Here is a 24,217-nt window from a genome sequence, read left to right as displayed (position 1 = left end):
CTTTACATTTCTATTGATTTAGTCAATATTCGAAATATAGGAGATTTTAGATGATAAAAAGAGTATCAACAGGTTTTATTGTTTTGCTGGTCTTCATGATATTGGGCGGCTGTGTCTCTCGTCCGGCACCACTCCAAAACGATCTTGTGGCAACAGCTGATCCCCAGCTCTATGGAAATGTTGTAGGCCAGATAACCACTATTAGTGAAGATCATAGATTCGGTCATAAGGGTGAATTTTTTGTCAGCAATTTCAGTGATGGCAGGCCTTTTATTTTTGGAGAAGCTAAAAATATGGAGCATGAGCCCAATATAAAAAGGATCTCAAATGAAGAAGGTTATATTAATTTTGCCTATCCCGAAGGTAGCTTTGAGATTAATTCAATAAGCACGACAAATTCCGATTATCCCATAAGGATTAACTTTTATGTGACTCCAGGAGAAATAACTAATCTGGGACATATATTTCTACTATTCAATCCTGAACAAAATAATAAGTACATCATCATTATTGTAGATAATCAGGAACATATAAAAAATTATATATCCACAAACTATCCTGAGCAGGCTAATGTCTTTACAGGAGACTATGAAGTCAAATCCAATAGTGTTTTCCAATTATTAAAGAAGGAAGATCTCAAAAGCTTTGTGGAAAACTATTATGGTAAGCTTCCCCCTGAATTGGCAAATTATTAATTAATTCCTTTCTCTTCATTTACTATCCTCCCCTAGTCTCTATGGGAGGATTAAGGTTTCAAACCTCTAATTAATCATCCCTATTAAGCAGAATAACTTTGTATTGACAGACCAAATAATATTGATTAGTTTTGTTTTAGAGTGTTTAGACCACATGGTCTAATAAGGAGATTTTCTATGAAAAATAAACATATAGACTTGATATTAGGTTCCCTGTTTATGATTTTTACAGCCCTATTTATTATTATAGCTCTCAATAATTCTTCCTTTTTCCATTGGGTGTTTGCTCGTCATCAGAACCAACTCAGTTGGTATATTCGTCCTTTGTTTCTGATTCCCTACTGTTTCTTTGCTTATAAAAAAAGTCTTACAGGAATAGGAGCCACAATCTTTTTACTATTTACCAGTATGTTTTGGTTTCCCGTACCTCAGAATGTATCCCCCATGGTTAGTTCATTCTTACAAATGGAAATGGAGTACCTTCAGGGCAACTGGGACTTAACCCGTTTTCTCTTCACATTGGTCATACCTGTAACTCTCACTGGATTAGCTTATGTCATTTGGAAGCGGGACATATTTGGCGGAATATGTGTATTAATTTTTATGGCCTTTATTAAGATCATCTGGAGTCTTTTAGAAGGCGGAGAATCAGGTCTATCTATCATTATACCTGCCATCATAGGATTGGCCGTTTGTATTGGCTTTTTATATGCAGGCTATGTGTTCCTGCAAAAAAGAAAAGGAGAGGAAAAATGATCACAGATAATAACAAAATTGCCCTTATAACAGGGGCCAATTCAGGTATAGGAAAGGAAGCCACTCTACAGCTAGCGAGGGAAGGTTTTCATGTAGTGATGGTGTGTCGGAACGAAAAGAGAGCCCAAACAGCCATTAAAGATATAAAAAACAGCTATCCAGAAGCATCATTAGATCTTTTCATAGCCGATATGGCAGAATTGAACGCCATAAGAACAATGGTAAATAAATTTAAGACGGCCTATGATCATCTTGATGTTCTTATCAATAATGCCGCCCTATTTGATATAACCCAAAAGCAAAGAAATCTAACTTCAGAAGGATTAGAAACAATATGGGCAACAAACCATCTAGGCCCGGTCTTGCTAACCACCTTACTTTTGGAGAGCTTAATGCAATCAAAAGAGGGAAGGATTCTCAACATAGCATCAAAAGGTTTACTGGCGAAACCATTTCTCAAGGTTGACCTCAAAGATCCGGAATTTGAGAATAGAGCTTTTAATGTAGTCAATGCATACTACCAATCCAAAATAGCTCAAATAATGTATACCTATTGGTTATCTAAGCAATTAAGTACAACCAATATAAGTGTAAACTGTTTTAGAGTTCCCGCTGTTAAGGTTGATATTGACCGTTATCCTGATTTATCTTCTTTTATGAAATGGGTCTACAAACAAAAGGCAAAAGCGGCGGCTTCACCAACAAGTATTGCAAACAATTATGTCTATTGGGCCTCTCATCAATGGGATAACAAGCCCAATGGTAAATATTTTGATGAGAAAAATAATTATGTCAAAGGCAATAAATATATAGAAAAGGAAGAAAACATTCAGGATGTCATGGGGTTAACGAAAAGTTATATACCAGAATGGAAGGATTTTTAATGGCTAGAAAACAAATTGATGATCAAGTACTGATGCAGAAAGCTTTAGAAGAGTTCTCCCTTCAAAGCTACGATGAAGCCTCTTTGAACAGAATAATTGAAAAGGCAGGGATACCCAAAGGTTCTTTCTATTACCGATTTGCGAATAAATATGAACTCTATCTCCACTTAATAAAGGAAGGGAATAATAAAAAATGGGACTTTGTTAAGTCATCTTCTGGTACAACAGTAGCAGATAGGGATCCCGATTTATTTGATATCTTCCTGATTCAAGCGGAAAAGGGTATTGAATTCGCCAAAAGACATCCTGCTTATCACCAATTAGGTAAAAGATTTTCTAAAGAAAAAGGTTCTCCCTTATATAAAAAAGTATTAGAGGATTTAAAAACTTCAGATGAATCGGGATTGAATGATATGATAGAAAACGCTTTCCAGCAAGGCTTGTTTAAAGAGGAGTTCTCCAAAGACTTTCTCATCAAGACAATGTCCTTTCTATTCTATTCTTTTGATGAGATAGTTTTTAAGGATGAAGAATACAATCTTGATAATGCATTAAAATACTTAAAAGATTTTGTTGAGTTCATGAAACATGGACTGGCTAAATGACTAATGACATAACCTACCTTATAGATCTATCACACAGGTATTATTTATTGTCTCGTAAATAATCTTCCATCTAGATTTAGTTGGTTTCCATTGACACTATAATGTTTTGTCTGCTCCAGACTATTTTCTTTCCATTCTTAGGCACTTTTGGTGGCTTTGCATTCAGTAATCATTAATTCTAATGATGATTTTGCTTAATGTCATGACTACCTCGATGACAAGTTTCTTTGACTAGTATTTGCCTTTCTTAAGCAAATAGTTGCTATACGATTATTTCAGTATAGGTTCTTGATTCGAAGAGGTGCCAATAAAATATTTTAGGGAATCATTTTAAGTTGAATCACAAAGCCCCTCTCTGATATAGTCCTCACCATGATTCCAGAATACTTTGCCATCATCGGGGCCTTCGTTGGATCACTCGGTGGGATATATTATTTAATAGAAACGGTTCAAGGGAAGACTCAACCGAACAGAGTGACTTGGCTATTATGGGGTATATTCCCCCTCATTATATTCTTAGCCCAAAGAGCCCAGGGGGTATCTGGTTTGTCTTGGGCTTCCTTTACTGCCGGCTTTACGCCCTTATTAATAGTGATGTCCTCTTTTATTAATAAGAAATCCTATTGGAAGACAAATATAAAAGATTACCTCCTCATGGGAGCCGCATTTATAGGTATTCTATTATGGGGAGTTACTAAAGATCCTAATATGGCGATTATGTTTTCCTTGGTTGCAGACTTTTTGGCAGGATTACCCACCATTATCAAAGCGTATAAACATCCTGAATCGGAAAGCTGGATAGCCTATGCGATTAGCACCATAGGATTTGGTATAAGTGTTTTGGCTATCCAGACTTATAGCTTTGAGAATGTAGCCTTTATATTCTATCTCTTTCTTGTTAACGCCATTATCTCGGTATTGGCTGTTAGGAAAGGGAAGAAAATTTAATCGGTACTTGCAGGCTTAATAATATAACCCCAATTTACTGTTAATCTCTTCTGCAAAGAATCATATATTTCCTGGCCATGATTACTACCACAGGCTATGTAGATAAGGGTAATTCCATGATTAGTGATGGCGTCTATAATCATATCAGCTAGTTTCTTACTTCTAGCTTGTCTATTTAGACCTTGATCCATAGCTTCTTGACGAACAGTCATTCCACCATTGATAGGATATGCTAAACCTCTTTCTAGTATAGCTCTAGTCGCACCAGGGATAATACTGGGAGGATTAGTCAGAACACCTGTTGCAACATTTTTATCAATTTCATTGTCATGTTCTTCCCCAAGAAATACAATATTAACGGTATGGCTAAGAAGTTTTGGTATAGTATTATTCAGAAAAGTTAGGGTCTTACTAGCATTAGTTCTTACACTTTTGGTATCTAAAATAATAAGAGATCCATTGTCATTAGGCATTTCACACTCCTTAATAGTAACTCCGGCCGAACTACTTTTCTACTATCAAGACACAAGGAAGTGGTATTTGTTCAGTTTTTATTTTCAGCTATTAACTTGGATGTTATATAGACATTACATTTTCTCTTCTTGGCTTTTCCATTGGGTTTTTGATAAACCTCAAAACGATTCTCACAAAAGAAACTTACTACACCCAAGTCCGCTTCTTATTCTTCTCTTCCTTCTCCAGAAAAGCTTTTTGCAAATCAATATCATAGCGATTAGCAATAGCACACAAATAAATAAAGATATCGGTTAATTCATCCTTTACCTCACCTACAGAAGATTCAGGATCAATAGCCAAGCCTTCACTCTTGCGGACAGCTTTAAACAATTCCCCCACTTCTTCTCCCATGAGGAGACATTTATCACGTGTGTTTTGATGGGCAAAACCCCGTTCTTCTTCTAATTGGCTGACGTATAACTGATAATCTTTAAGTAAAGGATTTTGTGGTAATAATGGCATAGGGACTCCTTTTAGAGTCCCTATTTTATAGATAACAGGAGGATGATGCCAAGGGCATCAAAGCTTGGAATCAGCCGACAAGGAGGTAAATAAAGCCAGCCACTAAGGCCCCCACAAAGGAGATACTTAGGTACATAGCAAAGACTCGTGACTTACATATCCCGTATACCGCAGACATAGCTGGTAAAGTAGTAGTAGGTCCACTAATAAGGAAGGCTAAGGCACCAGCGGGAACCATTCCTTTTTCCAATAATCCCCCTAACAAACCTAAGGCGGCTAAGTTATTTGTATAGAAAGGCAACCCGAATAGGGTGGATATCACAACAGATAAGGAGCCATTTGTTCCAAGAGCTGTCTGAATCCAAGCTCCCGGAATATAAAGAACGATTAAGGCTTCAATGACATAAGCAATGACAAGGAACTTACCCACAAAGATAAAAGACTTAAGAGATTCCTTGATGATTCTTATGGTTAAGCTATCTTTCTTTTGTGAACCACAACCGCAGGAAGAAGAATCCTTAGCCTTGTCTGTTTTAGTAGAATTACAGCCACAAGAACTTTCAGCTGGAGTCTCGATTTTAAGGCTGTTACAACCACAAGAGCTCCCCCCTTCACTTTGAGCCATTAATGGAGAACTGGATTTTAAGGGACTAACATTAACAATAGTAGCTTCCTTTAATAGAGGTTCTGCCTTAGAAGGTCGCAGCTTCTTTAATAGAGAGGAAATGCTGGACTGTTCAAAGACAGGTTTGCTTCGGAGTATTCCCTCTTTAAACCAGCCCTTAGTAAAAGCATAATGGGCCAGGAAACCTGCTCCCAAACTAAGAACAAAGGTAGCAGCTAAACGCCAGATTGCGAGGTTCCAACCTAAGGTTGTCACAGAGAGAAAGAAGATTTCCGGATCCATAGAGGGAGAGGCTATCCAGAAGGACATAACCGGTCCGATAGGAACACCTGCTGTCAATAAAGAAAAGATGACAGGAATAACCGAACAGGAACACAGAGGACTTAATGCTCCCAACAAAGTAGCCATTATAATAGAAATAAGAGGCCTCTTCCCCATAAGACCTTTTATCTTCCCGGATACATTAGTCATATTAATAGCCGTAGCTAAGGGAATGGATATAAGAAGAAAAGGCCAGGTTTTTCTAAAACTATTTAATACAAACATTAAAACACTGGTTATAATTTCCACATGTTACTCCTTAAAATATTTCTTCTATCTTTTTTTTGAACCACTCTACATTAGTACTGTTTAGACAGTACCTGGTCTTAGTACCACTCAAAGTTCCCTGAATCCAACCAGAACTTTTAAGAACCTTTAGATGCTGACTGGTTGTTGATTGGGCTATTGGCAAAACATCTACAATGTCCCCTGTTATACATTCAGGACGAGTACTAAGGTATTTAATGATTTCAAAACGAATGGGATTCCCCAAGGCTTGGGCCATGTCTTGAAGTTGTTTTTCATCTTCAGGACTTAATAGATATTCTGAGCACTCTTTTGAACCACTGCAGGACATACAAAGCTCCTTTAATCGTAATTATACGATAAAACTAAAAGAAAGTTTTAAGCTAGTCAATAGTTTTATCGTATTTTTACGATTAAAAGAAATATAGTAAGCAAAAAGCTTATTTATACTGTTATAGGAATAAGGAGTAAGTAAATATATGACAAAGCTAAAACATCTCTACTTCCCCATAGTCTTATTCTGGTTTTTGATATCCTGTCATTCTAAAGAGGTTAGGACTACCCGGAACCTTCCCATTGAACCAATCAATATAGCACAATTGGTAGATGGTAATTATCTGGGTCAATATACCTATGGATCCTTTACTTATGAGGTAGAAGTTACCGTTCGGGATAAGCGGATTGTTTATATTGATATCACGAACAATCGTAATACCATGTATGCCAGAAAGGCAGAAATTGTTATACGGGACATTATATCTACACAGAATAATGCGGTAGATGCGGTCAGTGGAGCTACAACAACGAGCAAAGCTCTTCTCAAAGCTATAGAAAGGGCCTTGAGTAATGGTTATTATAATTCCTAGATTATTTCTTTTTTTTCATGTTTTTATGCAGGAGTTCCAGTTGACTTTCGTTACCTAAAGCGATTAATTGGTCTCCTTCCTCCAGAATAATGGAGGACAAGGCCTGTCGCGTATCCGTATATTTACGAGTTTTGCCATGACGATCAAGAATACCAATGATCAGGACCCCCGTATCTTTACCAATTTGACTAGTGCGAAGAGAGTTATGCACCAGCTCAGAGCCCTCTACTACTTTTACAGATTCAATACGAATGTCACCATCCCCGCCTGTAGACAGGACATCCAGAAAATCAATAATACCAGGATGTGTGGCCACTGTAGCCATCCTTCTACCAGCTATCTGCTTAGGAAGTATGACCTTATCAGCACCGGCAGCTAGTAATTTACCTTGTGATCGATGATCAGAAGCTTTGGCAACAATATAAAGATCAGGATTCATTTGCCTGGCCGTTAGAACTGTATAAACGTTGAGTTGATCGTTAGGTAAGCAGGACATGATCCCTTTCGCCTTTTTGATTCTGGCTTTATCCAATACCATTTCTTCTGTGGCATCTTCAACAATAACTGAATAATCAGGATGACGATCCAGTTCAGATTCTGTCATGGAGTTATCAATGATGACAAAGGGAATACCTTTACGATCCAGTTCTTCCGCTGTTTCCAAACCAACATCTCCATAACCACAGATAATAAAATGATCCTTAATCATGGCCAGGATTTTCTTCATTTTCCTCTCCTTCCAGGTTTTCTGAAATTGTCCTTCAAATAAAAATGACACCACCGTTCCCAGAATATATCCAATGGAGATAAGACTAATAACAACAAAGGTAAGAGTGAATAACTTGCCTTGAGCAGACAAAGGATGAACTTCACCATAACCAATTGTAGATATGGTAATGACCGACATATAGAGACTGTCTACAATGGACCATCCTTCAATGAATACATATCCCCCTGTACCAAGAGAGAGGAGGACAATAATAAATATTAGTGCGATAATAAATTTCTTAAGGGGAGTCATATATATGGTATTTATTGTAACAAATCTTAGATAGAATTACTAATACAATTCCCTTACTCTTCATTCACTGTTACAGCAACATTACCTGTTTTATGTCCTCCTTCCACATAATGATGTGCTTCTATCATTTTATCAAAAGGATAGACTTTATCATTAGTAAATGTAAGGACGCCCTCTTCTACTAGTTTTTTTATCTTAAGAAGTCGATTAGTACTGAGGAGAAGGGCTTCATCGTCAATGGACAAAAAAGCATTTTTATCGAGGTGGTGCTTATGTAACTCTTTCTTAAGGACTGACGTTTTTGCCTTGCCGACACAATCGAACACAATATGATAGCTTTCTAACTGTTCCACTGAGCTATCTGTACGATAATCAATAAGCTTATCCGCTCCATAGGATTGTACCACAGGAAATTTGCTTTCACTGCAAACACTGGTGACTTCCGCTCCCAGATGTTTTAAATACTGAAGAGCCACAAGACCTGAGGTACTGGCTGATCCATACAAAAGGACCTTATCACCTTCGGATATTTTTCTTTTATCCAAAAATTGAAGAGCCAGTAGACCACCATAGGCAGCGGCAGTGGCCTGTTCATAGCTAATATTATCAGGCATGGGAGCCACAACACCCTGTTTGGAATTTTGCTCAGCCAGACATAGATAATCAGCATACGCTCCAAGAGAATAACCGGTAAGCCCATAAACCTTATCCCCCACTTTGTAGGCAGAGTCCCCGTCTACAACTGCTTCCACTTGACCTGCAAATACTTGGCCAATGATCTTGCGACGGGGTCTCGTTAACCCTATCATCAAACGGAAGGGAATTAGTAAACCGGGGCCGACCTTTGAACTTCTAATAAAGATATCACTATTAGTGACTGATGTGGCATATACCTTGATAAGCAATTGCCCTTTGGTAGGCCTTGGTTTGATTGACTGGGTGAGTTTTAGGACCTCTGGTTTTCCATATTTATGACATACATAAGACTTCATTACTTCCATATTACCTTAATAATAAAGTCACAGCCTTAAATATTCCAGCACTGATGCTCTATCTATAAAGTTGAATTTTTAGGATGGTTTAATATATCATTGTAAGCGAAATAGGAATATCCAAGAGTAAAGACTAACTGTTTATCAGAAATAAGTAGGAACTATCCCCGTATAAATACGATTATTCCTACTCTTAACCATACAACATCTGTTTGAAACTCTGGTATAACCTATACTTTTCATAAAAGGAAAAATCAATATTACTATGGAGGAAAACGACTGCCCCCTCTCCTTCCTTAAATAACATTTCTGTTATTTCTTTAACCAATTGCGATCCATAAACTTTATTACGATAAGCAGGACTGGTAGCGACAGAACCAATCCCATAACTATGAGGCTGTAGGTCCAAGACTTCTTGATACACAATCAGTGAGGATACGAAACCCTCCTTGTCATGACCTATATACCAGAGGACTTTTTCGACAAACATACAAATACTCTTCCCTGGGAAGGGAATCTCCCTAAACATCATATCCGATTATATAGACAGTAACTAAATATTCTTTGTTTGCTTCTGTAATCATCTTTATTTTCACTTTTCTCAATTGTTTGCCTACGAGTTTTCATCCATTAGCTTACTACCTTTTCCCCTTAAGAAGTTCTTCTGCGACTACTTCCTCTGATAATTTCAGAACAGCTATGACATCCTACCACAATAGTAATAATATCAATTTACTTGGGTTATAACCCCAGATTCTTAAATCGGGGGGTTTTCATATAATAACCTCTGGCTACTACATGCTTTGGTTTATAGAGAGATTCCAGATTGTCCAGAGGATTGTTTTGCAGGACAATAAAGTCGGCCTCTTTACCTGGTTCTATAGATCCTGTGATCTTATCAATATTCAATATTTGAGCAGTATGGTAGGTGGCGGTCTGAATGGCCTCCAGTGGGGACAGCCCCCCCTTTGTAAAATTAATTAATTCTTTATAGAGATTATAATGAGTTACTCCTGGTACAGAAGCATCATCTCCTATTCCAACTTTGACACCATATTCGAGGGCTTTCTTTAGGGCTAATTGAGAGCCTGCATTGATAAGCTTTGCATTAGCCAGAACGATCTTATCTATCTCATTCTGCTGATCTTGAGCTTCCAATTGCCTACACACGGCATCACTAGCAGCTATAGTAGGAATCAGACTGGTATAGCCCCGTAAAGCTTTAGGATTATTGAGAAACTGAGCAGCTAGTTCTGGCCCAAAATCAGCTCCATGCTCAATAGTATCGACTCCACCGGCCAAGGCATCTGCTATTCCTTTGGTACTCTCACAATGACTGGCCACCATGATACCTCTCATGTGTGCTTCTGAGCATATGGCCTCAATCTCTTCAACAGTCATTTGAGGCATTCCTGCTTCTCCAATGTATTTAGCATCTGTAACACCACCGGTATTGCAAATTTTGATCCAATCAACACCTTGAGCAATTCGTTCCCTAACTCTCTTCCGCCCTTCCCAGGGACCGTCTGCTATACCGGCTCCCGGATATTCTGATCCATGGCCACCAGTGGGAATGACAGGAGCTCCAGAGGCTAGTATTCTGGGCCCCTTCTGCTTTCCCTTACTAATCCGTGTTCTGTAATAAGTATCCAATTCAAATAATGAACCCAAATCTCTTACGCTTGTGATCCCCGCATTGAGAGCCGTATGCAAACAATCTTTGTACTGCTTCTTGAGTAGCATCTTGCCTAATGGTGTACTAAGTACGTTTTTGAGGATTTCTTTGACAAATCCTGAAGGAGTCTTTCCCATTGTCCCTTTTGTCACAAAATGAACATGCCCATTGATTAATCCAGGCATAAGGTAATGACCAGAGAGATCTATGATTTCATAGTTTGGGGGTATGGTAATGCTATTAGCAGCTCCTACCTCGTCAATCCGTCCTTTGTCATTAACGAGAATCGTACTACTTTCTATGATAGGAGGATTATTATGTCCCGTTATTAGAAAAGCTTTTGTATAAGCTCTATACTTCATTATTATCCCCCTTAAAAACTGAACGATCGTTCTAATTCATACTAAAAAGACCTTTACAACTTGTCAAGAAGGGTGTTTACCAGTTAAATGAAAATATGAAATCCAAAAAGGCTGACAAAAGAGATCTAATCCTCAGAGCAACAAGGGACTATATACTTAAAGAAGGTTTAGAAAATATATCCATGGGGCAATTATCAAAAGTCACAGGTATAGCCGTAGGTACCATATATTATAGTTTTCCCTCAAAGGAAGAACTTCTGAATCAAACCTATCAGTATTGCCGTGATCAATTTGTGCCAAGAAAGCCTCATACCTTAAGATCACCTCTTAATGTTGAAAAAGCTCTTAAGGACATTGTAGCTTCTTATCTAAAAAAAGGAATAGAGCATCCCAAGGATTTTCTCTTCGTTGAACGGTATCATCTATCAAGTATTGTCAAAGAAGAATCGAGATTGGATTATGAAGACATTATAGAGGGACTGAGTCTTAGAGAACTAATTGAGGAGGGTTATATCAAGAATACAAATCCTCTTTTGTTGGGGGGAACTCTTCTTGGGATACTCCACAAATCTTTACTTTATGTCATTAATGGACACCTCTCAATGGATGCCAACATGATCGGTATGGTTCAACAAATGTGCTGGGACAGTATCAAAACCAATAATTAGTGGATTCTTTTTCTTGTTGACAGGAAATACACGGAAGTATGTAATAAACTATACCTAAGCGGAGCCAGAGGCCTCGCAATAAAAAAATAAAGGGACAAGAATTGTGAACTTAAGATTCAAAGTATTGTTGCCCACTATCCTAATTGTATCAGTGGGACTATTGAGTTCATCCGGTTTTATCTTTAAACAGATGTCGTCAATAGTGTACAAAACAAAAAAAGAGGAACTTCTTCAATTATCAAAAGTAACAAGTCAAAGAGTGGATGACTGGCTCACAGAAAAAATGGGCCTGCTCTACACCATAAGTATTCTTCCTGAGGCAAAAGATTCTATCACTTATTATGGAGGTGGTGAGCAAAGGATAACAGATCAAGCTAATGCAATACTCGGAGAGGTTGTACATCACTATTCTGATTTTACTTCTGTGGGAATCCTGAATCCTCAAGGAACATGTGTAAGCAGTAGTAATCCCAAATTAGTGGGTCGAGCTCTCGAGGTGAAGGATCAACCTTATTTTCCCATTGTACTAAGAGGTACGGAATTCATTACAGATCCCCTTTTTAGCCCCATCAATAATAACAACATTCTTATTATGTTAATACCTATCCATGACAATTCAACGGACAAAGTCATAGGTGTGTGTTATGCCAGTGTAGCAATGGAACATATTAGTAACGCTATAATCAATGGACTGGCAGTTTCTGATAATAATATTGCCTATCTTACAACAGCTAACGGAACAATAGCTGCTCACCCTGATGAAAAAAAGGTACTCACAGAGAATATTGGGGACTTTGAATACGGACAGGACATCATTAATGATAGAAAGCAATCCGGTTTTCTTGAATATAAATCTGAAGGGGATCACAACCTAAGTGCTTATGACCGGGTAACAACCACAAATTGGATACTAGTACTCACAGCTCACTATGAAGATGTTTTCCGTGATTTAAATTCACTTCGTTTGAATACGATAATCATGTCTGTAGTATTGTTATTAATCATGATCTTTGCCCTTATTTTTGTCATTAACAACCTCACATCCCGTTTGAAAAAAACTCTTATAGGCCTAAAAGAAGTGTCTGAAGGAGCTGGGGACCTAACAAGAAGATTAGTGATCAATGGAAAGGATGAAATAGATCAAGTCGCCGTATTAGTCAACAAAACGATTGAAAATCTTCTTATAATGGTCAGTTCTATCAAGAAGGAATGTTCAAAACTATCCAATGTAGATCAGGATTTAACCAGTAGTATGGATGAAACAGCTACAGCTATTAATCAAGTTAGCAGTAATATTGATAGCATCAGAAATCGTATTCTGAATCAAGCTGCTGGTGTTGAAGAGATGTTAGCTACCATTATGTCCATTAATAGCGGTGTTGGAGAACTAGATAATCAAATAAAGGAACAGCTTAACGATATATCAGAATCTTCATCTTCTATAGAACAAATGATAGCAAGTATCAGCCATGTTAATGAAAATCTGGATAAAAATAACCATATCATACACAGACTGAAGGATGCAGCAAAGATAGGTGCAGATTCTTTGCAATCATCAAGCACTTTATCCAGGAAGATCCTTAATGATTCCGAAGCTCTCGAAGAAGCCACCCATATTATCCAAAATATAGCAAGTCAAACCAACTTACTGGCTATGAATGCGGCTATTGAAGCAGCTCATGCAGGTAGTTATGGTAAAGGGTTTGCGGTTGTATCTGATGAAATCCGTAAGCTTGCTGAGGAGTCTAATGTTCAAGGAACAAATATTTCCCGATCCCTTATGGAACTGCAAGAGAGTATTCTACAAATTGATAAGTCCCTGGGGGATACAACAGAGAAGTTTGAAACGGTAGCTGAACTTACTGAGGAAGTATCCCATCAGGAAAATTTAATCAAATTGTCTATGGAGGAGCAAATTGCCGGTAGCAAGCAGGTACTGGAGTCTCTTTCTCGATTGAATGACAACAGTAATTTGGTTAGCAGATCATCAATGAATATTCTCACAGGTACTGATGAAGTCCAAAAAGAGATGAATCAGTTAAATAAAGTTACTGATGAGATTAAGCTAAGTATTAATGAAATGTCATTGGGAGCCAAGGAAATCAACGAAGCCATTCAAATGGTTCAAGATTTAACTCATGACTCTAATGACAGTGTTGCAATCTTAGCAGATAATGTAAATGGATTCGTAACAGAATAGCGTAACTGGACTTTCCCTATGAGGAAGGTCCAGTTTAAACAAGCCTATTTCATAAACTTGATGCTTCTAATTGATACAACATTTGAACCATTACTACTACGGATCTTGTATCTAACCTCATCAAATATGTGTGTATCTCCAAAAAGAAGAGGGAAATAAGCTCCATATCTATGTTGTTCCCAGAATTTTTTATCTGTGCCTATATCAGAAGAAGCTATATACTCTCCATTTAATTTAACTTCAATTTCAGATAACTTTGGCATTCTATCTTGTATATTCTCTGAAAATTCAGGAAGGATATAGATGTATTTAGCTTCAACAGGATTGTTGAGCTTAATATTAATCCATTCGTATTCAAGAGGATGAGACCAGTCCCAATCAAGTAAATACTGATTATAACCAGAGATCCATCGTGACCAACCATTTCCTCCATTTCCATCGAAAGCTTTCCAGGCAGAATAAGTGCTAGAGTCAAAGGTACTACTGGCAGTAATTGTCATCCCCTTACTGGTGTTGGAAGTGGCTGCTGGTAATAGACTTTTACTTAAATAGATAAGACGTGTATTCTCTTTCCATGTGCCATCTTCATTAGTTGAGGTAGCAAACTTCACACGATAATAGGTATTTGCTGCGAGGGTAAAATTATGTTTTGCACAAAAGGTTCGGACACTATACTTACCAGCTTTAAGTCGTGTAATATCAGACGATCCTAACCATTCTGAGATCTCCTTCCCATAAGACTTCCAATTCTTGTCAGATTTGATAACTGATACAAAGTAGTGATTGTTGTCACTTGATCTTGCTTTTTGCATGATTGGTGCATCATGAGGAATATAAATCGCTTTACCCTCTTCTGTATAACCATTAATGGTGTGTTCATAAATTGTAGCACCTCTTGCCCTACTACTATCCATTTCAGATAATTCAGCTCCGACAAGGTTTGTGTTATCACAGCCAAAAAACAAAGAGAGTATGGATATACTAATGAATCCATATAACAACCTTTTTAACATATTTACTCCTTTTAATGTTATTAATGTCTAAAAGCCTAATTAAGAAAGATTCATTTGTGATCACCCCAAAGGGGTGATTTTACTCTAATAGTTCTGAAAAAACTATGCCCCTATAGCCAGTACGTCCCTGGATTAAACCTCAGCTAATGAATCTTTATACATTTTTGATAGTAGTTCATCCTTACCTGATACCCCGCATTTTGAATAGATAGAGGATAAATGAGTTTTCACAGTATTTACACTGATGTATAAACGATGGGAGATTTCTTTACGAGATAATCCTTTTGATAACATCAGAACCAATTGCCGTTCCCGAGAAGTAAGGGCTTGGAATTCAGCAAGGTCTTCCAAAGATTCTGATATATCCCCCTTTAGTTCCTTTAATAAGTCCAACCAACTTTGGATTTTGAGTGTTAATTCCTTTGGTGTGAAAGGTTTGACCATATAATCTAATGCGCCATGACTTAATGCTTCCATTCGTAGGGAATCAGAGTCATTACTGGAGATAAAGAGAAAAGGAGTATGAGGAGAACATTGACTTCTATAATGTTTAAAGAAATCATAACCATTCTCAGATTCTGCATCAATGTCGAATATGATTAGATCAGCTTCGATTCCCCTAAGCAATTCGTTTAACGCATGAGCACCATTATGATAACTAATCACTCTATAGTCTGTGTTGAGACATTCAAATAAACAATTTCTCAATTCATAATCGTCTTCAATTAAAGCAATACAATAAGAACTATTATGGTTTTTATCTAAACTGCTTAACTGACTTTGTAATGGTAAATGAGATTTAAAATTAAGGGGAAGCTTCAATGTTCCTATTGGTACGACATCTTCCCCATCACTAAGGGGTAAACAAATAGTAAACTTAGAGCCAATATCCTTTGTTGATTCAACGTGGATGTAACCACCAATACGTTTGACAATCTGATTAACAATAGCTAAACCCATCCCAGAACTGGAGTGTTGATGAGCTTGAAGCGGCCTCTTATACAACTCGAATAAAGAATCCAAAATTTCAGGTTCTATACCAACCCCTTCATCCTGAATAACAATTTCAACCATGTCCTTATTCAATGTGGCAAGTAAATAGACTTGGCTGTTAGGATGTGAATATTCAAGAGCATTTTCTAAAAGATTTAGTATGATATGTTCACAATCACTTTGGTTGGCTCTAACACATAAGTCCTTTTGTATGAAAAGTTGTAATGTAATGTTTTCATGATTAAAATAGGACTCAAATAGTTTTTGATTGTATAAGATCAATTGACTTATGGAACAACAAGGTTCGTCATCTATATGCTTATCGCTTATGGTCTCTTCCAGTAGAGATTCTTTTTCCAGTTTAAGTAAATTTGTCATCTTTCTCTCGAGCTTGTTCAAATTATATTTAATAACATCAGCTTGATTGGACTCACTTAATTTGACTTCATTTTGATGAAAGTAATGGCGTAGAATCGTAAGAGGTGTACGTATTTCATGGACAAGAGACTGATAAAGTCTGGTTTTATTATTCAATTTACTATCTAATTTATCTGCCATTCTTACAATATCACGATGTAGTCTCTGAAAAATATAGGAAGATATCAGACCAATACCGGATATAGCCATAAGAAAGACAACATAGAAGAAGCGATATTCCATAGTGTAGTGCAGATAGTATATATCTCCTAAAAGATAGATGATCAGAACAATACCATTAGCGGGAATGGTATAAACAAAAGTGATACCTATTCCCATATATAACCAAAGGATAACAAACGCGACACCGATAGGATAGGTATAATGAAGGCTGCCCAAAATAAGCCCGCCAAAGGTAACGACAGGAGCTAATAAGGTGACAAAAGGATAACGCAGATTATCCCCCAAAGGGTGAAAGGCGTTATATAATCCCAGGATAAAGCAACCAGAGACAAAGGTTAAAAGCAAACAACAATTAGGTAAAATAACCTTTGTTTTCGAAAGGTAAGTCATGGTTACTGTTACAAGAAAAAGTAGAAATCCTATCATTGTGGATGTTTTTCGTAGAAGGCTCATCCACTGTTCTGCCTTCCCTTCTGCCCAAGTATCTTTTTTCCATTCTATAATATTCATTTTTGACATATCTTAATGATTAACTCAATCAATTCCTCTTTTCAATTAACATATGTTAAAATAACTATCGCAATCATGGTAATTACTTCTACTGTAGCAAAAAAGATATAGTAGTCACCGGAGCCCCCCTTGATGACAGCAAGTGTATTTAATAATACAACTAAGGTGGTGATTATCTTGTTGAGAGTAGGTTTGAGTATTCTAGGAAGAAAGGTCATGAGAATAGCGGATTCCATCAGAAAGGCTCCCACAATCAAACCTCCGGGAGGAATATCCTTCCCTGCCATAATGAGCCGAATATGAGATACAGGATCCATAAGAGATAAGATATCTGCATAGATCATATTGATGAGAACGAATATCCATAAACTTGATAATAATGCTTTTTTTTCCATATTTTACTTCCTTTACTTTACTAAAACCTTACTAATATTCTAAAACATATATATGAATAAAAAGTATAGAGAATTCATCTGTGACCTCATTAACAAGATAGGTCAGGTGCCCAAAGAAGATAGAGAATATTTTCTGTCAAAACTTCGTGTACTCAAGCTCAATAAGAATGAGCATTTTATTGAAGCTGGTGATACACAAGGGCCGTTGGGAATCCTTTATTCAGGAGTCCTGCGGGTGTATTTGCCTGATGCTGAAGGTAAAGAAAAAAACCTTTTTTTTAGAACCAGTGGTGATTTTGAAGGGGTATATTCACCCTATTTTCAACCCTACGAAAATAAAATATGGTTTTCGACTCAAGCTATTACAAACAGTGAAATACTCTATTTTACACAGGAAGATTTAGAGGATCTGAAGAAAAACTTTAACTGTTGGAATATGTTTGAACTATATATATTTCAGGTGCGAAACGTTCAGATGGAAAACAGAATATTATCCATATTAACCCAGGATGCACAAAGTCGTTATGAACTTTTTCTTGAAGAGTATCCAGACCTCTATAATTTAATTCCCCAATATCAAATCGCCTCCTATATTGGAATTAATCAGGTATCTTTAAGTCGAATTCGAAGTATGATTAAATGAGAAGCTCACTATTTTAATGTAAAACGAATAGGATACCGGTATCGTACAGGAACTGTTTTACCATTAGCTTCTGCTGGGATACATTGAATCCCTTGAAAAGCTTTAATAGCAGATTCAGCAAAACCATGTCCCGGATCTTTTAATATATCAATTCTCCGAATAACTCCTTTCTGATCTATATATAATTCCAAATACACAATATCTTCTATCTCCTGGCGCAAAGCCATGGGAGGATATACAATGCGACTAAGAACCTTTTCCAGGGGAATAATAGGTACTTTTGATATTTTATGTTGCGGTAGATAATGCACTTCCTCTCTTGTGGAAGTTTTTATTGGAGTATCAACGACCTCCAACTTATCTTCTATAGCCACAACTTGCTCACTAGTTTCTGGATTTTCATTGATAATCTTTTTTTCTACAGGTGGAGGAGGAAGGACTTCTTCCTGAGGAGGTTCATATTCGTGAATATCTACAAGCTTCATAACATTTGCATCCTGATAGTCTTCTTCCTGAGTATTATTTGTTTGAATTTGGAGAAAAACCAATAAGAGAACATGTAGGCCACCAACGATAAGAAGGATGCTCCATCTTAATAGTTTAAAGCTGTTCTTTGACATCATAACTTACGATCCTGTATTGAAGGTTCTGGAGAATCCTGTTTATATGATCTACATTTCTATAGGGAGTGTTTCTATCAGCTATGATATGAATGCGTGTATCCCTTTGAGCCAGAAAAGTATCTACAATAAAGTTTTCTACTTCCCTATCAGACATATACTGACCGTCTATTTGAATAGCACCATTTTGTTCAATCCATATTTCTATTTCATGTAGAGCCTCTGTTTTTTCTGCATTATGCGCTTCAGGATATTCCACTTTGGCTTCTTTACGATAATTAATGAGAGAAATAAGCATGATAAATATAAGTAATAAGAAACCTATATCAGACATGGCAGATAAGGGGGGTGTAGGGCTTTGTCTCTTACTATGAATATTGATCATTCTGTCTTCCTGGGTCCTTCTGTTTTAAAAGAAAAATTCTCTACATTCAACTCTCTTATGAGACTTATAGAATCAACAAAATATTGATAGGGGACATCAGGTGATATAGACAGGAAGAGTGTCATATTAGGATGAACTTTTAGATTTTCTTCTACAACACTTTTTATTTTTTCCTGGGTAAGCGGCTCTTTTTTATAGTAAAGTTGGCCCTGTCCGTCCAATGTAAGTTTAATCAAATCATCTTTTTGGACAACCATGGTTTTATTCTTGGAAGGTAAATCCAATAAAAATCCATAATTAGTATTGAACCCGGCGATCACAAGAAAATAGATGATGAGTAGGAAGCTAAGGTCATTCAAAGCTCCCATGGGATCAGTATTTTTAATCCTCATTGGTAGATAAGATTCCTATAATATCACTGGATAATTTATTGATTTCTGCTGTAAAGGTATCCACTCGATGAGCTAACAGATTATAGCCGACTAAAGCGATAATGGCGATAATGAGACCAAAAACGGTAGTCATGAGAGCTTCATATATACCATTAGCCACTAATTGTGCATTAACCTCTGAAGCTTCAGCTATGGAACGAAACGCTCCTATCATTCCAGACACGGTTCCCAGGAATCCAGTGAGGGGTGCAATAGAGGTTAAAGCAGACAAGAAATTAAATCCATTTTCAAGCTTACGGACTTGTTCTTGACCTTCAGCTTCTACAGCTTTTTCCATTCTGTGTTCACCATAGGGTGCATTTTTGAATACTTCTTTCAGGATTCTTCCAGAAATATTCCGTGATTTAAGCTGATCCAAGTACCTTTTGGCCTCATCAATGCTTCTCGAATAAGATAGATCCAATAGGTGATTTCGTATCTTGTTTGGATTTAATTCATGTATAGTCAGATAAATGAATCTCTCTAGAAAGATACCAACCGTAAAAATCGAAAAAACAAGGAGCGGCCACATAAAAATACCGCCCATATCAAAATACTGCATCAGATTCCAACTATTTGACATCTATAACTCCTGTAATAAAATCTGAGGGATATCTGTATTCCATAAGCTATCCCATCGAGCAAAGAGAAAGATAAGAGCATATCCTTCTTCATAATCACGATAGAGAGTTCCCGAATTCCTAATGTCCCAGAAGATCTCTGGAAAATACTTTTGTGTATAGGCACCGTCCCATTTGAACTCCTCCTTATGTATATACCGTTCTCCCGGACTTAATTGTGAATCTGGTTTGGGATAATCCTCTAAATAACCATGAAGTTCAGGAAAGAGAAATTTTTCAAGATCCTTGAAAAACACAGAGGAGTAGTAACCTTTTTTCTTATCATTGTACACATAATAAGAATCTAAGAACTGATCCGGGAGTACAGAAACCAATGCCTGTACCCGGTTGAACCTACGTGTCACAATATCTCTTGCCTGATCACCATAATATCTATCCCTTTTTAGGCGAACCTGAGCTTCAGCAACTCCCCGTAATAAGGGTTCCTCCACAACATTCAACGTCCAATATCCAGTATCTTCTTTGACAAGCTTTAAGACTCCCTCCATATTCAATAGGGCATCCGTCCAGCCTTGTCGCCAACTGAAAAGTAACTTCATGTTATCAATGTAGAAGATCCAGTTATCCTCATTCTCTTTAAAAGCTTCACCTTGAATAATAGCTTCAAAAGGCACGGCTAATTCCAATTGTGCTTTATGATCAGCATCAACAACCAGATTAAGACTTTGCTTTCCCTGGGGATGTTGCCATTTGTTTGTGTAATCATCTGATTGACAAGCAACTAGCAGTGTTACTACACCCAATATTATAACGAATGGTATGTGTGTTTTTGTCACTTTAATTTTCCTTTATCCTAATAACTAATTTTTAATCCAAAAGAAGGAATAGGAATACCAATATTGAAGTCTGCCCCTGTCCCCTTGTCTTCTTCACCTGTAATAGCATTGTATGTTGTATTACCACTAGGCTGATAGAGATTAGCTAATATATCCTCCATAGCGATATACCACTCCCAATTCACTTTTGAGCGGGGTTTATAATAGGAGTAGCTCAATCTTATATCCACTGGAGCTGATATCCCATTTCGCTGAGAATCTGAATAAGTACTTGTACGGCCATAACGTTGAATCGTTTGTCCATCATAGCTTACAGGATAGGAAGTTACCTGTCCCACAGCAGCTCTGGGGTCTCCTGAAGCCACCTGACCTATGGTAGTAAAAGTCCAACCAGGTTTAAAATGCCAATTAAAGACCACATTGAAATTGTGATATCGGTGATAATAGGGAAAATACCAGCGATCTAAAGATTCGCCAGAAGGAAGCAGAACCTCTTCTGTATCAGTACCAGTGTTAGAAGGATTATAGAAACGAGACCAGATAAACGAATAGCTTAGGTATCCATCCCATTTACGGCTGAACTTTTTTTGGAGCATTAAATCAAAACCTGCAGCATGCCCTGACCCATCAGTATTGTAATAATACTCCGTAGCCCCTGAGGCATCATCACTTGTGAGTACCAGTCTATTCAAGTAATACTTATAATAACTCTCTAATTTAAACTTCCATATGTCATCCCATTCAATATTAGTACCCAGGACATTAAATAAAGCTGTGTCAGGAGGAATCTGCCAATCTTTACTGTCATATTCTTCCTCAAGTAATTGTCCAGACATAGGAAAGGTAGAAAACAATCCAGATCCAATAGAAAAACTAACATTATCTAATCGATCCTTACCTTTGATCCATTGATAAGTCAGAGTCCCTCTAGGATTTAAAGAAGGTCTCGCTTTCATATCATAATCATCATTCCAAAGGGCAAAGTATTCTGTACGCAAACCTAATTCACTATTTAAGTCAGACTGATCATTCCCTGATTCCCAGATTAGGTAACCAGCTGTATTCAAGCTATGATTCCCATCAATACTGACAGCATACTGGACTTCCTCGAGAGACAAGCTTCCCCCACCATCTTTAAGAGTCCATAGATTTATATCCGATTCTTGTGCATTGGTTATGATAATATTTTCCAGACCTGCTGTTAGAACATGCCCATCGCCGATGAGATGTTCTCCTTGAATTTTGATCTGGGACTGTTGAGTGTCAAGATGACGGGTCCCTTCATCTACTAATCCCTCAATGGAATAAGTATCTCCATAATTAATTCCATATATAACACCGTATTTATCTACAAAATCATCTGTATATGTCATAGTCCCCCTGTTACGAAGACGGAAGGTCATATCCATAAAATTCCAGTTATACCCACCAATGAGGGAAAAAAGCGTTTTATCACTATAGGACCAATCAAAACCACCAGAGATAAAAGCATTACTATAATCATAATCAAAAAGGATATCCGTTGAATAATCATCATTCTCAGTGGTGGTATCAACACCAATACCATCACTGCCAAAAAAGCCATTAAAATATATATGCAGATTATTTAAGGGATCAAAGAAAGCCTTTGTATAAAAATCCCTGATATAGGGTAAGGTAGGAATATCTTCGGTTGATTCAGGGTTGAATAATCTTACAGAATCCAAGTAAGTTACCTTCCCACCAGTAAAAAGACCTCCCGATCCTCCTAGAGGAGTTTGAATAAAAATATCTGTTGAAATTGTGGATTGAGATATATCAATTCTCGTTTCAGGATCTGATGGTGACAGAGTAGCTACTTCCAATAAACCAGACATAGCACGTCCATAACGAGCAGAATAAACACCATTAGATAGCTTAGCAGAACTGACCATATTAGGATTAAATATGGATACTGCCCCTCCCCAGTGAAAGGGGTAAGTTACATAAAAACCATCTAGAGTAGCGGCCATCTCATCAGGATATCCTCCCCGTATAGAAGGGCGGGCATTCCAACTGGAGGTATAACCAACACCCGGGAGAGTTTTTATGGTATTCATGACATCTTCGACGATACCAATATTGGCTGTAGTCTGAAAGGCTTCTTTATCAACAACGACAGAAACGCCCACTTCCTCATCACTTTTTCCTTTTCTCTCTCCCTCTACAACTAGTTCCTCTCCTTGAATAATCCCCTGCAATACTAATTCTGCTTTTATAACAGCATCCCCCTTGGATAAGGGTAAACGAAGACTTTCATAACCCGGATAGGAGATATTAAGTACTAGCCTTTGTGTTTCATCTGATAGTTGTAAGGTAACTTCCCCCTCTGAATTGGTATAAAAGAGTTCTTCTTGACCTATAATTTGAAGTTGAGCGCCTTCAAGAGGAATATTTAGATCGCGGTCAGTAACACTTACCAGAACATCCTCTGCCCACATTATTGTCAGGGAGAAGAACAACAGAACATTGATTAAAATTACTTTTTTCACTATCTATTCCTTTACTTAAATTATAAATATGAATAGAAAGAATTCCTTTTTCAATTTTCAAGAACTTCAATGACATTATGCCAATCAAATATTCTAGCCATATCTAGGGGTCTTTGGCCAAAATTATTTTGAAGATGAATATTAGCCCCATGTTCTTTTAGTGTTTTAACTATCAATCCATTTCCAGCTAAAGCTTCAATATGAAGCAAAGAATTCCCTACCCTATCTTTATAGTTTAACAAATCTTTTGAACGGGATAGGTACTCTTTAAAATTTTTTCCCATGTCCCGACACATGGGATGTTCATTACATAACAAATCTTCTTCACTAGAATGATCTATATAGGATAGTTTAGGTTCTGTTGGGTCTCCAAAATCAAGATGCCAGGCACGATCATGTTTTGATCGCTCTGCCTGGGTCATTCTTTTTCTTGTATTTTGTATAGAAAACCCGCCATAGGCTTTACCATTGGTGGCAAACATCCAATCAGATACCTGACTTAATTGTGTGAAAACTTTCTGTCCTCGTTCATAATTTTTAGCCCATTTGGGATCATTTAATAGTGTCCCCTGTACGTTTTCCCCATCAAAGTAAAAATCCTTCACCCACAAGTACTCATAAGCTGGAAAAGAACCGGACTTGTATGTTCTGAGGGATATTTTTACAATAGCTAAATCTAGAGTTTTAATGATCCTTCGCCTTTCCCATGATAACTCTCTTACGAAAATTTTAAATGTTTTCTGTGCCTGATGATAGGCACTATGATCTAATTCTGATAGTAAATCCATCACAGCATCTCCTTAATAGGACACAAGTATAGATACTGGTAAACTTTTAGAATCACCCAAAAAGGGTGAT

Annotated in this window: 27 protein-coding genes; 9 read left to right on the top strand and 18 right to left on the bottom strand. The window is 37.3% G+C overall.

The window, feature by feature from the left end:
* The first annotated feature begins 50 nt into the window (after positions 1–50).
* From K345_RS0115520 to K345_RS0115500, 5 genes are all read left to right on the top strand, one after another.
* Positions 51–695, top strand: a complete 645-nt coding sequence (locus K345_RS0115520) for a hypothetical protein (RefSeq protein WP_028974953.1) — start codon at positions 51–53, stop codon at positions 693–695.
* 177 nt (positions 696–872) lie between these two features.
* Complete coding sequence (locus K345_RS0115515) at positions 873–1,451, top strand: hypothetical protein (protein WP_028974952.1); 579 nt, start codon at positions 873–875, stop codon at positions 1,449–1,451.
* Positions 1,448–2,335, top strand: a complete 888-nt coding sequence (locus tag K345_RS0115510) for an SDR family NAD(P)-dependent oxidoreductase (protein WP_028974951.1) — start codon at positions 1,448–1,450, stop codon at positions 2,333–2,335. The genes K345_RS0115515 and K345_RS0115510 overlap by 4 nt, the downstream gene beginning before the upstream one ends.
* Positions 2,335–2,940: a TetR/AcrR family transcriptional regulator gene (locus K345_RS0115505; protein ID WP_028974950.1), complete on the top strand. Its 606-nt coding sequence runs from the start codon at positions 2,335–2,337 to the stop codon at positions 2,938–2,940. The genes K345_RS0115510 and K345_RS0115505 overlap by 1 nt, the downstream gene beginning before the upstream one ends.
* Before the next feature lie 372 nt (positions 2,941–3,312).
* A complete protein-coding gene (locus K345_RS0115500; protein ID WP_053228376.1) occupies positions 3,313–3,888 on the top strand; it encodes a hypothetical protein in 576 nt (191 codons plus the stop codon).
* On the opposite strand, the gene K345_RS0115495 is transcribed toward K345_RS0115500, so the two are convergent.
* The 4 genes from K345_RS0115495 to K345_RS21385 all read right to left on the bottom strand — a co-directional run bounded on the left by K345_RS0115495 (position 3,885) and on the right by K345_RS21385 (position 6,389).
* Positions 3,885–4,361, bottom strand: coding sequence for a hypothetical protein (locus tag K345_RS0115495; protein WP_028974948.1), 477 nt, complete (start codon positions 4,359–4,361; stop codon positions 3,885–3,887). The two genes, K345_RS0115500 and K345_RS0115495, sit on opposite strands and share 4 nt — an antisense overlap.
* A gap of 187 nt (positions 4,362–4,548) precedes the next feature.
* Entirely contained in the window at positions 4,549–4,866 is a 318-nt protein-coding gene (locus tag K345_RS0115490; RefSeq protein WP_028974947.1) for a MazG nucleotide pyrophosphohydrolase domain-containing protein, read from the bottom strand.
* 70 nt (positions 4,867–4,936) lie between these two features.
* The gene (locus K345_RS0115485) at positions 4,937–6,061 is read right to left on the bottom strand and encodes a permease (RefSeq protein ID WP_028974946.1); all 1,125 of its coding nucleotides are present in this window, start codon (positions 6,059–6,061) and stop codon (positions 4,937–4,939) included.
* 10 nt (positions 6,062–6,071) lie between these two features.
* On the bottom strand, positions 6,072–6,389 hold the full coding sequence (locus K345_RS21385; RefSeq protein ID WP_053228375.1) for an ArsR/SmtB family transcription factor: 318 nt from the start codon (positions 6,387–6,389) through the stop codon (positions 6,072–6,074).
* Between the two features lie 148 nt (positions 6,390–6,537).
* On the opposite strand from K345_RS21385, the gene K345_RS21380 reads away from it, so the two are divergent.
* The gene (locus K345_RS21380; RefSeq protein ID WP_053228374.1) at positions 6,538–6,924 is read left to right on the top strand and encodes an FMN-binding protein; all 387 of its coding nucleotides are present in this window, start codon (positions 6,538–6,540) and stop codon (positions 6,922–6,924) included.
* A gap of 1 nt (position 6,925) precedes the next feature.
* Here the strand turns inward: K345_RS21380 and K345_RS21375 are convergent, their stop codons facing one another.
* From K345_RS21375 to K345_RS21370, 4 genes are all read right to left on the bottom strand, one after another.
* Complete coding sequence (locus tag K345_RS21375; protein WP_053228373.1) at positions 6,926–7,945, bottom strand: potassium channel family protein; 1,020 nt, start codon at positions 7,943–7,945, stop codon at positions 6,926–6,928.
* A gap of 53 nt (positions 7,946–7,998) precedes the next feature.
* On the bottom strand, positions 7,999–8,946 hold the full coding sequence (locus K345_RS0115465) for an NAD(P)-dependent alcohol dehydrogenase (RefSeq protein WP_053228372.1): 948 nt from the start codon (positions 8,944–8,946) through the stop codon (positions 7,999–8,001).
* Between the two features lie 184 nt (positions 8,947–9,130).
* Positions 9,131–9,427, bottom strand: coding sequence for a GNAT family N-acetyltransferase (locus K345_RS0115460; protein WP_028974944.1), 297 nt, complete (start codon positions 9,425–9,427; stop codon positions 9,131–9,133).
* A gap of 251 nt (positions 9,428–9,678) precedes the next feature.
* Positions 9,679–10,974, bottom strand: coding sequence for an amidohydrolase family protein (locus K345_RS21370; RefSeq protein ID WP_037572789.1), 1,296 nt, complete (start codon positions 10,972–10,974; stop codon positions 9,679–9,681).
* A gap of 95 nt (positions 10,975–11,069) precedes the next feature.
* On the opposite strand from K345_RS21370, the gene K345_RS0115450 reads away from it, so the two are divergent.
* A complete protein-coding gene (locus K345_RS0115450; protein ID WP_028974943.1) occupies positions 11,070–11,642 on the top strand; it encodes a TetR/AcrR family transcriptional regulator in 573 nt (190 codons plus the stop codon).
* A 190-nt stretch (positions 11,643–11,832) separates the two neighbouring features.
* Positions 11,833–13,842 carry a methyl-accepting chemotaxis protein gene (locus K345_RS0115445; protein ID WP_156888437.1) on the top strand — a complete coding sequence of 670 codons (2,010 nt, stop codon included), beginning with the start codon at positions 11,833–11,835 and terminating at the stop codon, positions 13,840–13,842.
* A gap of 44 nt (positions 13,843–13,886) precedes the next feature.
* Here the strand turns inward: K345_RS0115445 and K345_RS0115440 are convergent, their stop codons facing one another.
* The 3 genes from K345_RS0115440 to K345_RS22530 all read right to left on the bottom strand — a co-directional run bounded on the left by K345_RS0115440 (position 13,887) and on the right by K345_RS22530 (position 17,353).
* The gene (locus tag K345_RS0115440) at positions 13,887–14,855 is read right to left on the bottom strand and encodes a discoidin domain-containing protein (protein WP_028974941.1); all 969 of its coding nucleotides are present in this window, start codon (positions 14,853–14,855) and stop codon (positions 13,887–13,889) included.
* A 132-nt stretch (positions 14,856–14,987) separates the two neighbouring features.
* Positions 14,988–16,967 (bottom strand): ATP-binding response regulator, encoded by a 1,980-nt coding sequence (locus K345_RS0115435; RefSeq protein ID WP_083963804.1) that lies wholly within the window; start codon positions 16,965–16,967, stop codon positions 14,988–14,990.
* Between the two features lie 32 nt (positions 16,968–16,999).
* Positions 17,000–17,353 carry a DUF6326 family protein gene (locus tag K345_RS22530; RefSeq protein WP_053228371.1) on the bottom strand — a complete coding sequence of 118 codons (354 nt, stop codon included), beginning with the start codon at positions 17,351–17,353 and terminating at the stop codon, positions 17,000–17,002.
* Positions 17,354–17,405: 52 nt separating this feature from the next.
* Here K345_RS22530 and K345_RS22525 point away from each other — a divergent pair, with 52 nt between their 5' ends.
* The gene (locus K345_RS22525) at positions 17,406–17,996 is read left to right on the top strand and encodes a Crp/Fnr family transcriptional regulator (RefSeq protein ID WP_156888436.1); all 591 of its coding nucleotides are present in this window, start codon (positions 17,406–17,408) and stop codon (positions 17,994–17,996) included.
* 8 nt (positions 17,997–18,004) lie between these two features.
* Here K345_RS22525 and K345_RS0115420 read toward each other — a convergent pair whose 3' ends face one another.
* Genes K345_RS0115420 through K345_RS0115390 form a run of 7 tightly spaced genes read right to left on the bottom strand, consistent with a single transcriptional unit; the run spans position 18,005 to position 24,147 of the window.
* Positions 18,005–18,619, bottom strand: a complete 615-nt coding sequence (locus K345_RS0115420; RefSeq protein WP_053228369.1) for an energy transducer TonB — start codon at positions 18,617–18,619, stop codon at positions 18,005–18,007.
* Positions 18,597–19,001 (bottom strand): ExbD/TolR family protein, encoded by a 405-nt coding sequence (locus tag K345_RS0115415; RefSeq protein WP_053228368.1) that lies wholly within the window; start codon positions 18,999–19,001, stop codon positions 18,597–18,599. Before K345_RS0115415 ends, K345_RS0115420 begins: the two co-directional genes overlap by 23 nt.
* Positions 18,998–19,393 carry an ExbD/TolR family protein gene (locus tag K345_RS0115410; RefSeq protein ID WP_028974937.1) on the bottom strand — a complete coding sequence of 132 codons (396 nt, stop codon included), beginning with the start codon at positions 19,391–19,393 and terminating at the stop codon, positions 18,998–19,000. The genes K345_RS0115415 and K345_RS0115410 overlap by 4 nt, the downstream gene beginning before the upstream one ends.
* Entirely contained in the window at positions 19,383–20,015 is a 633-nt protein-coding gene (locus K345_RS0115405; RefSeq protein ID WP_028974936.1) for a MotA/TolQ/ExbB proton channel family protein, read from the bottom strand. Before K345_RS0115405 ends, K345_RS0115410 begins: the two co-directional genes overlap by 11 nt.
* The gene (locus K345_RS0115400; RefSeq protein ID WP_028974935.1) at positions 20,016–20,849 is read right to left on the bottom strand and encodes a hypothetical protein; all 834 of its coding nucleotides are present in this window, start codon (positions 20,847–20,849) and stop codon (positions 20,016–20,018) included.
* A 17-nt stretch (positions 20,850–20,866) separates the two neighbouring features.
* Positions 20,867–23,359, bottom strand: a complete 2,493-nt coding sequence (locus tag K345_RS0115395; RefSeq protein ID WP_028974934.1) for a TonB-dependent receptor plug domain-containing protein — start codon at positions 23,357–23,359, stop codon at positions 20,867–20,869.
* A 50-nt stretch (positions 23,360–23,409) separates the two neighbouring features.
* Positions 23,410–24,147: a DUF2314 domain-containing protein gene (locus K345_RS0115390; protein ID WP_037572786.1), complete on the bottom strand. Its 738-nt coding sequence runs from the start codon at positions 24,145–24,147 to the stop codon at positions 23,410–23,412.
* Positions 24,148–24,217: the final 70 nt, after the last annotated feature.

This window comes from Spirochaeta cellobiosiphila DSM 17781, assembly GCF_000426705.1.
GTDB classification, from domain to species: Bacteria; Spirochaetota; Spirochaetia; order DSM-17781; family DSM-17781; genus Spirochaeta_E; species Spirochaeta_E cellobiosiphila.
Note: the sequence above shows the minus strand (reverse complement) of the source record. Positions and strands in the feature narration are given on the sequence as shown.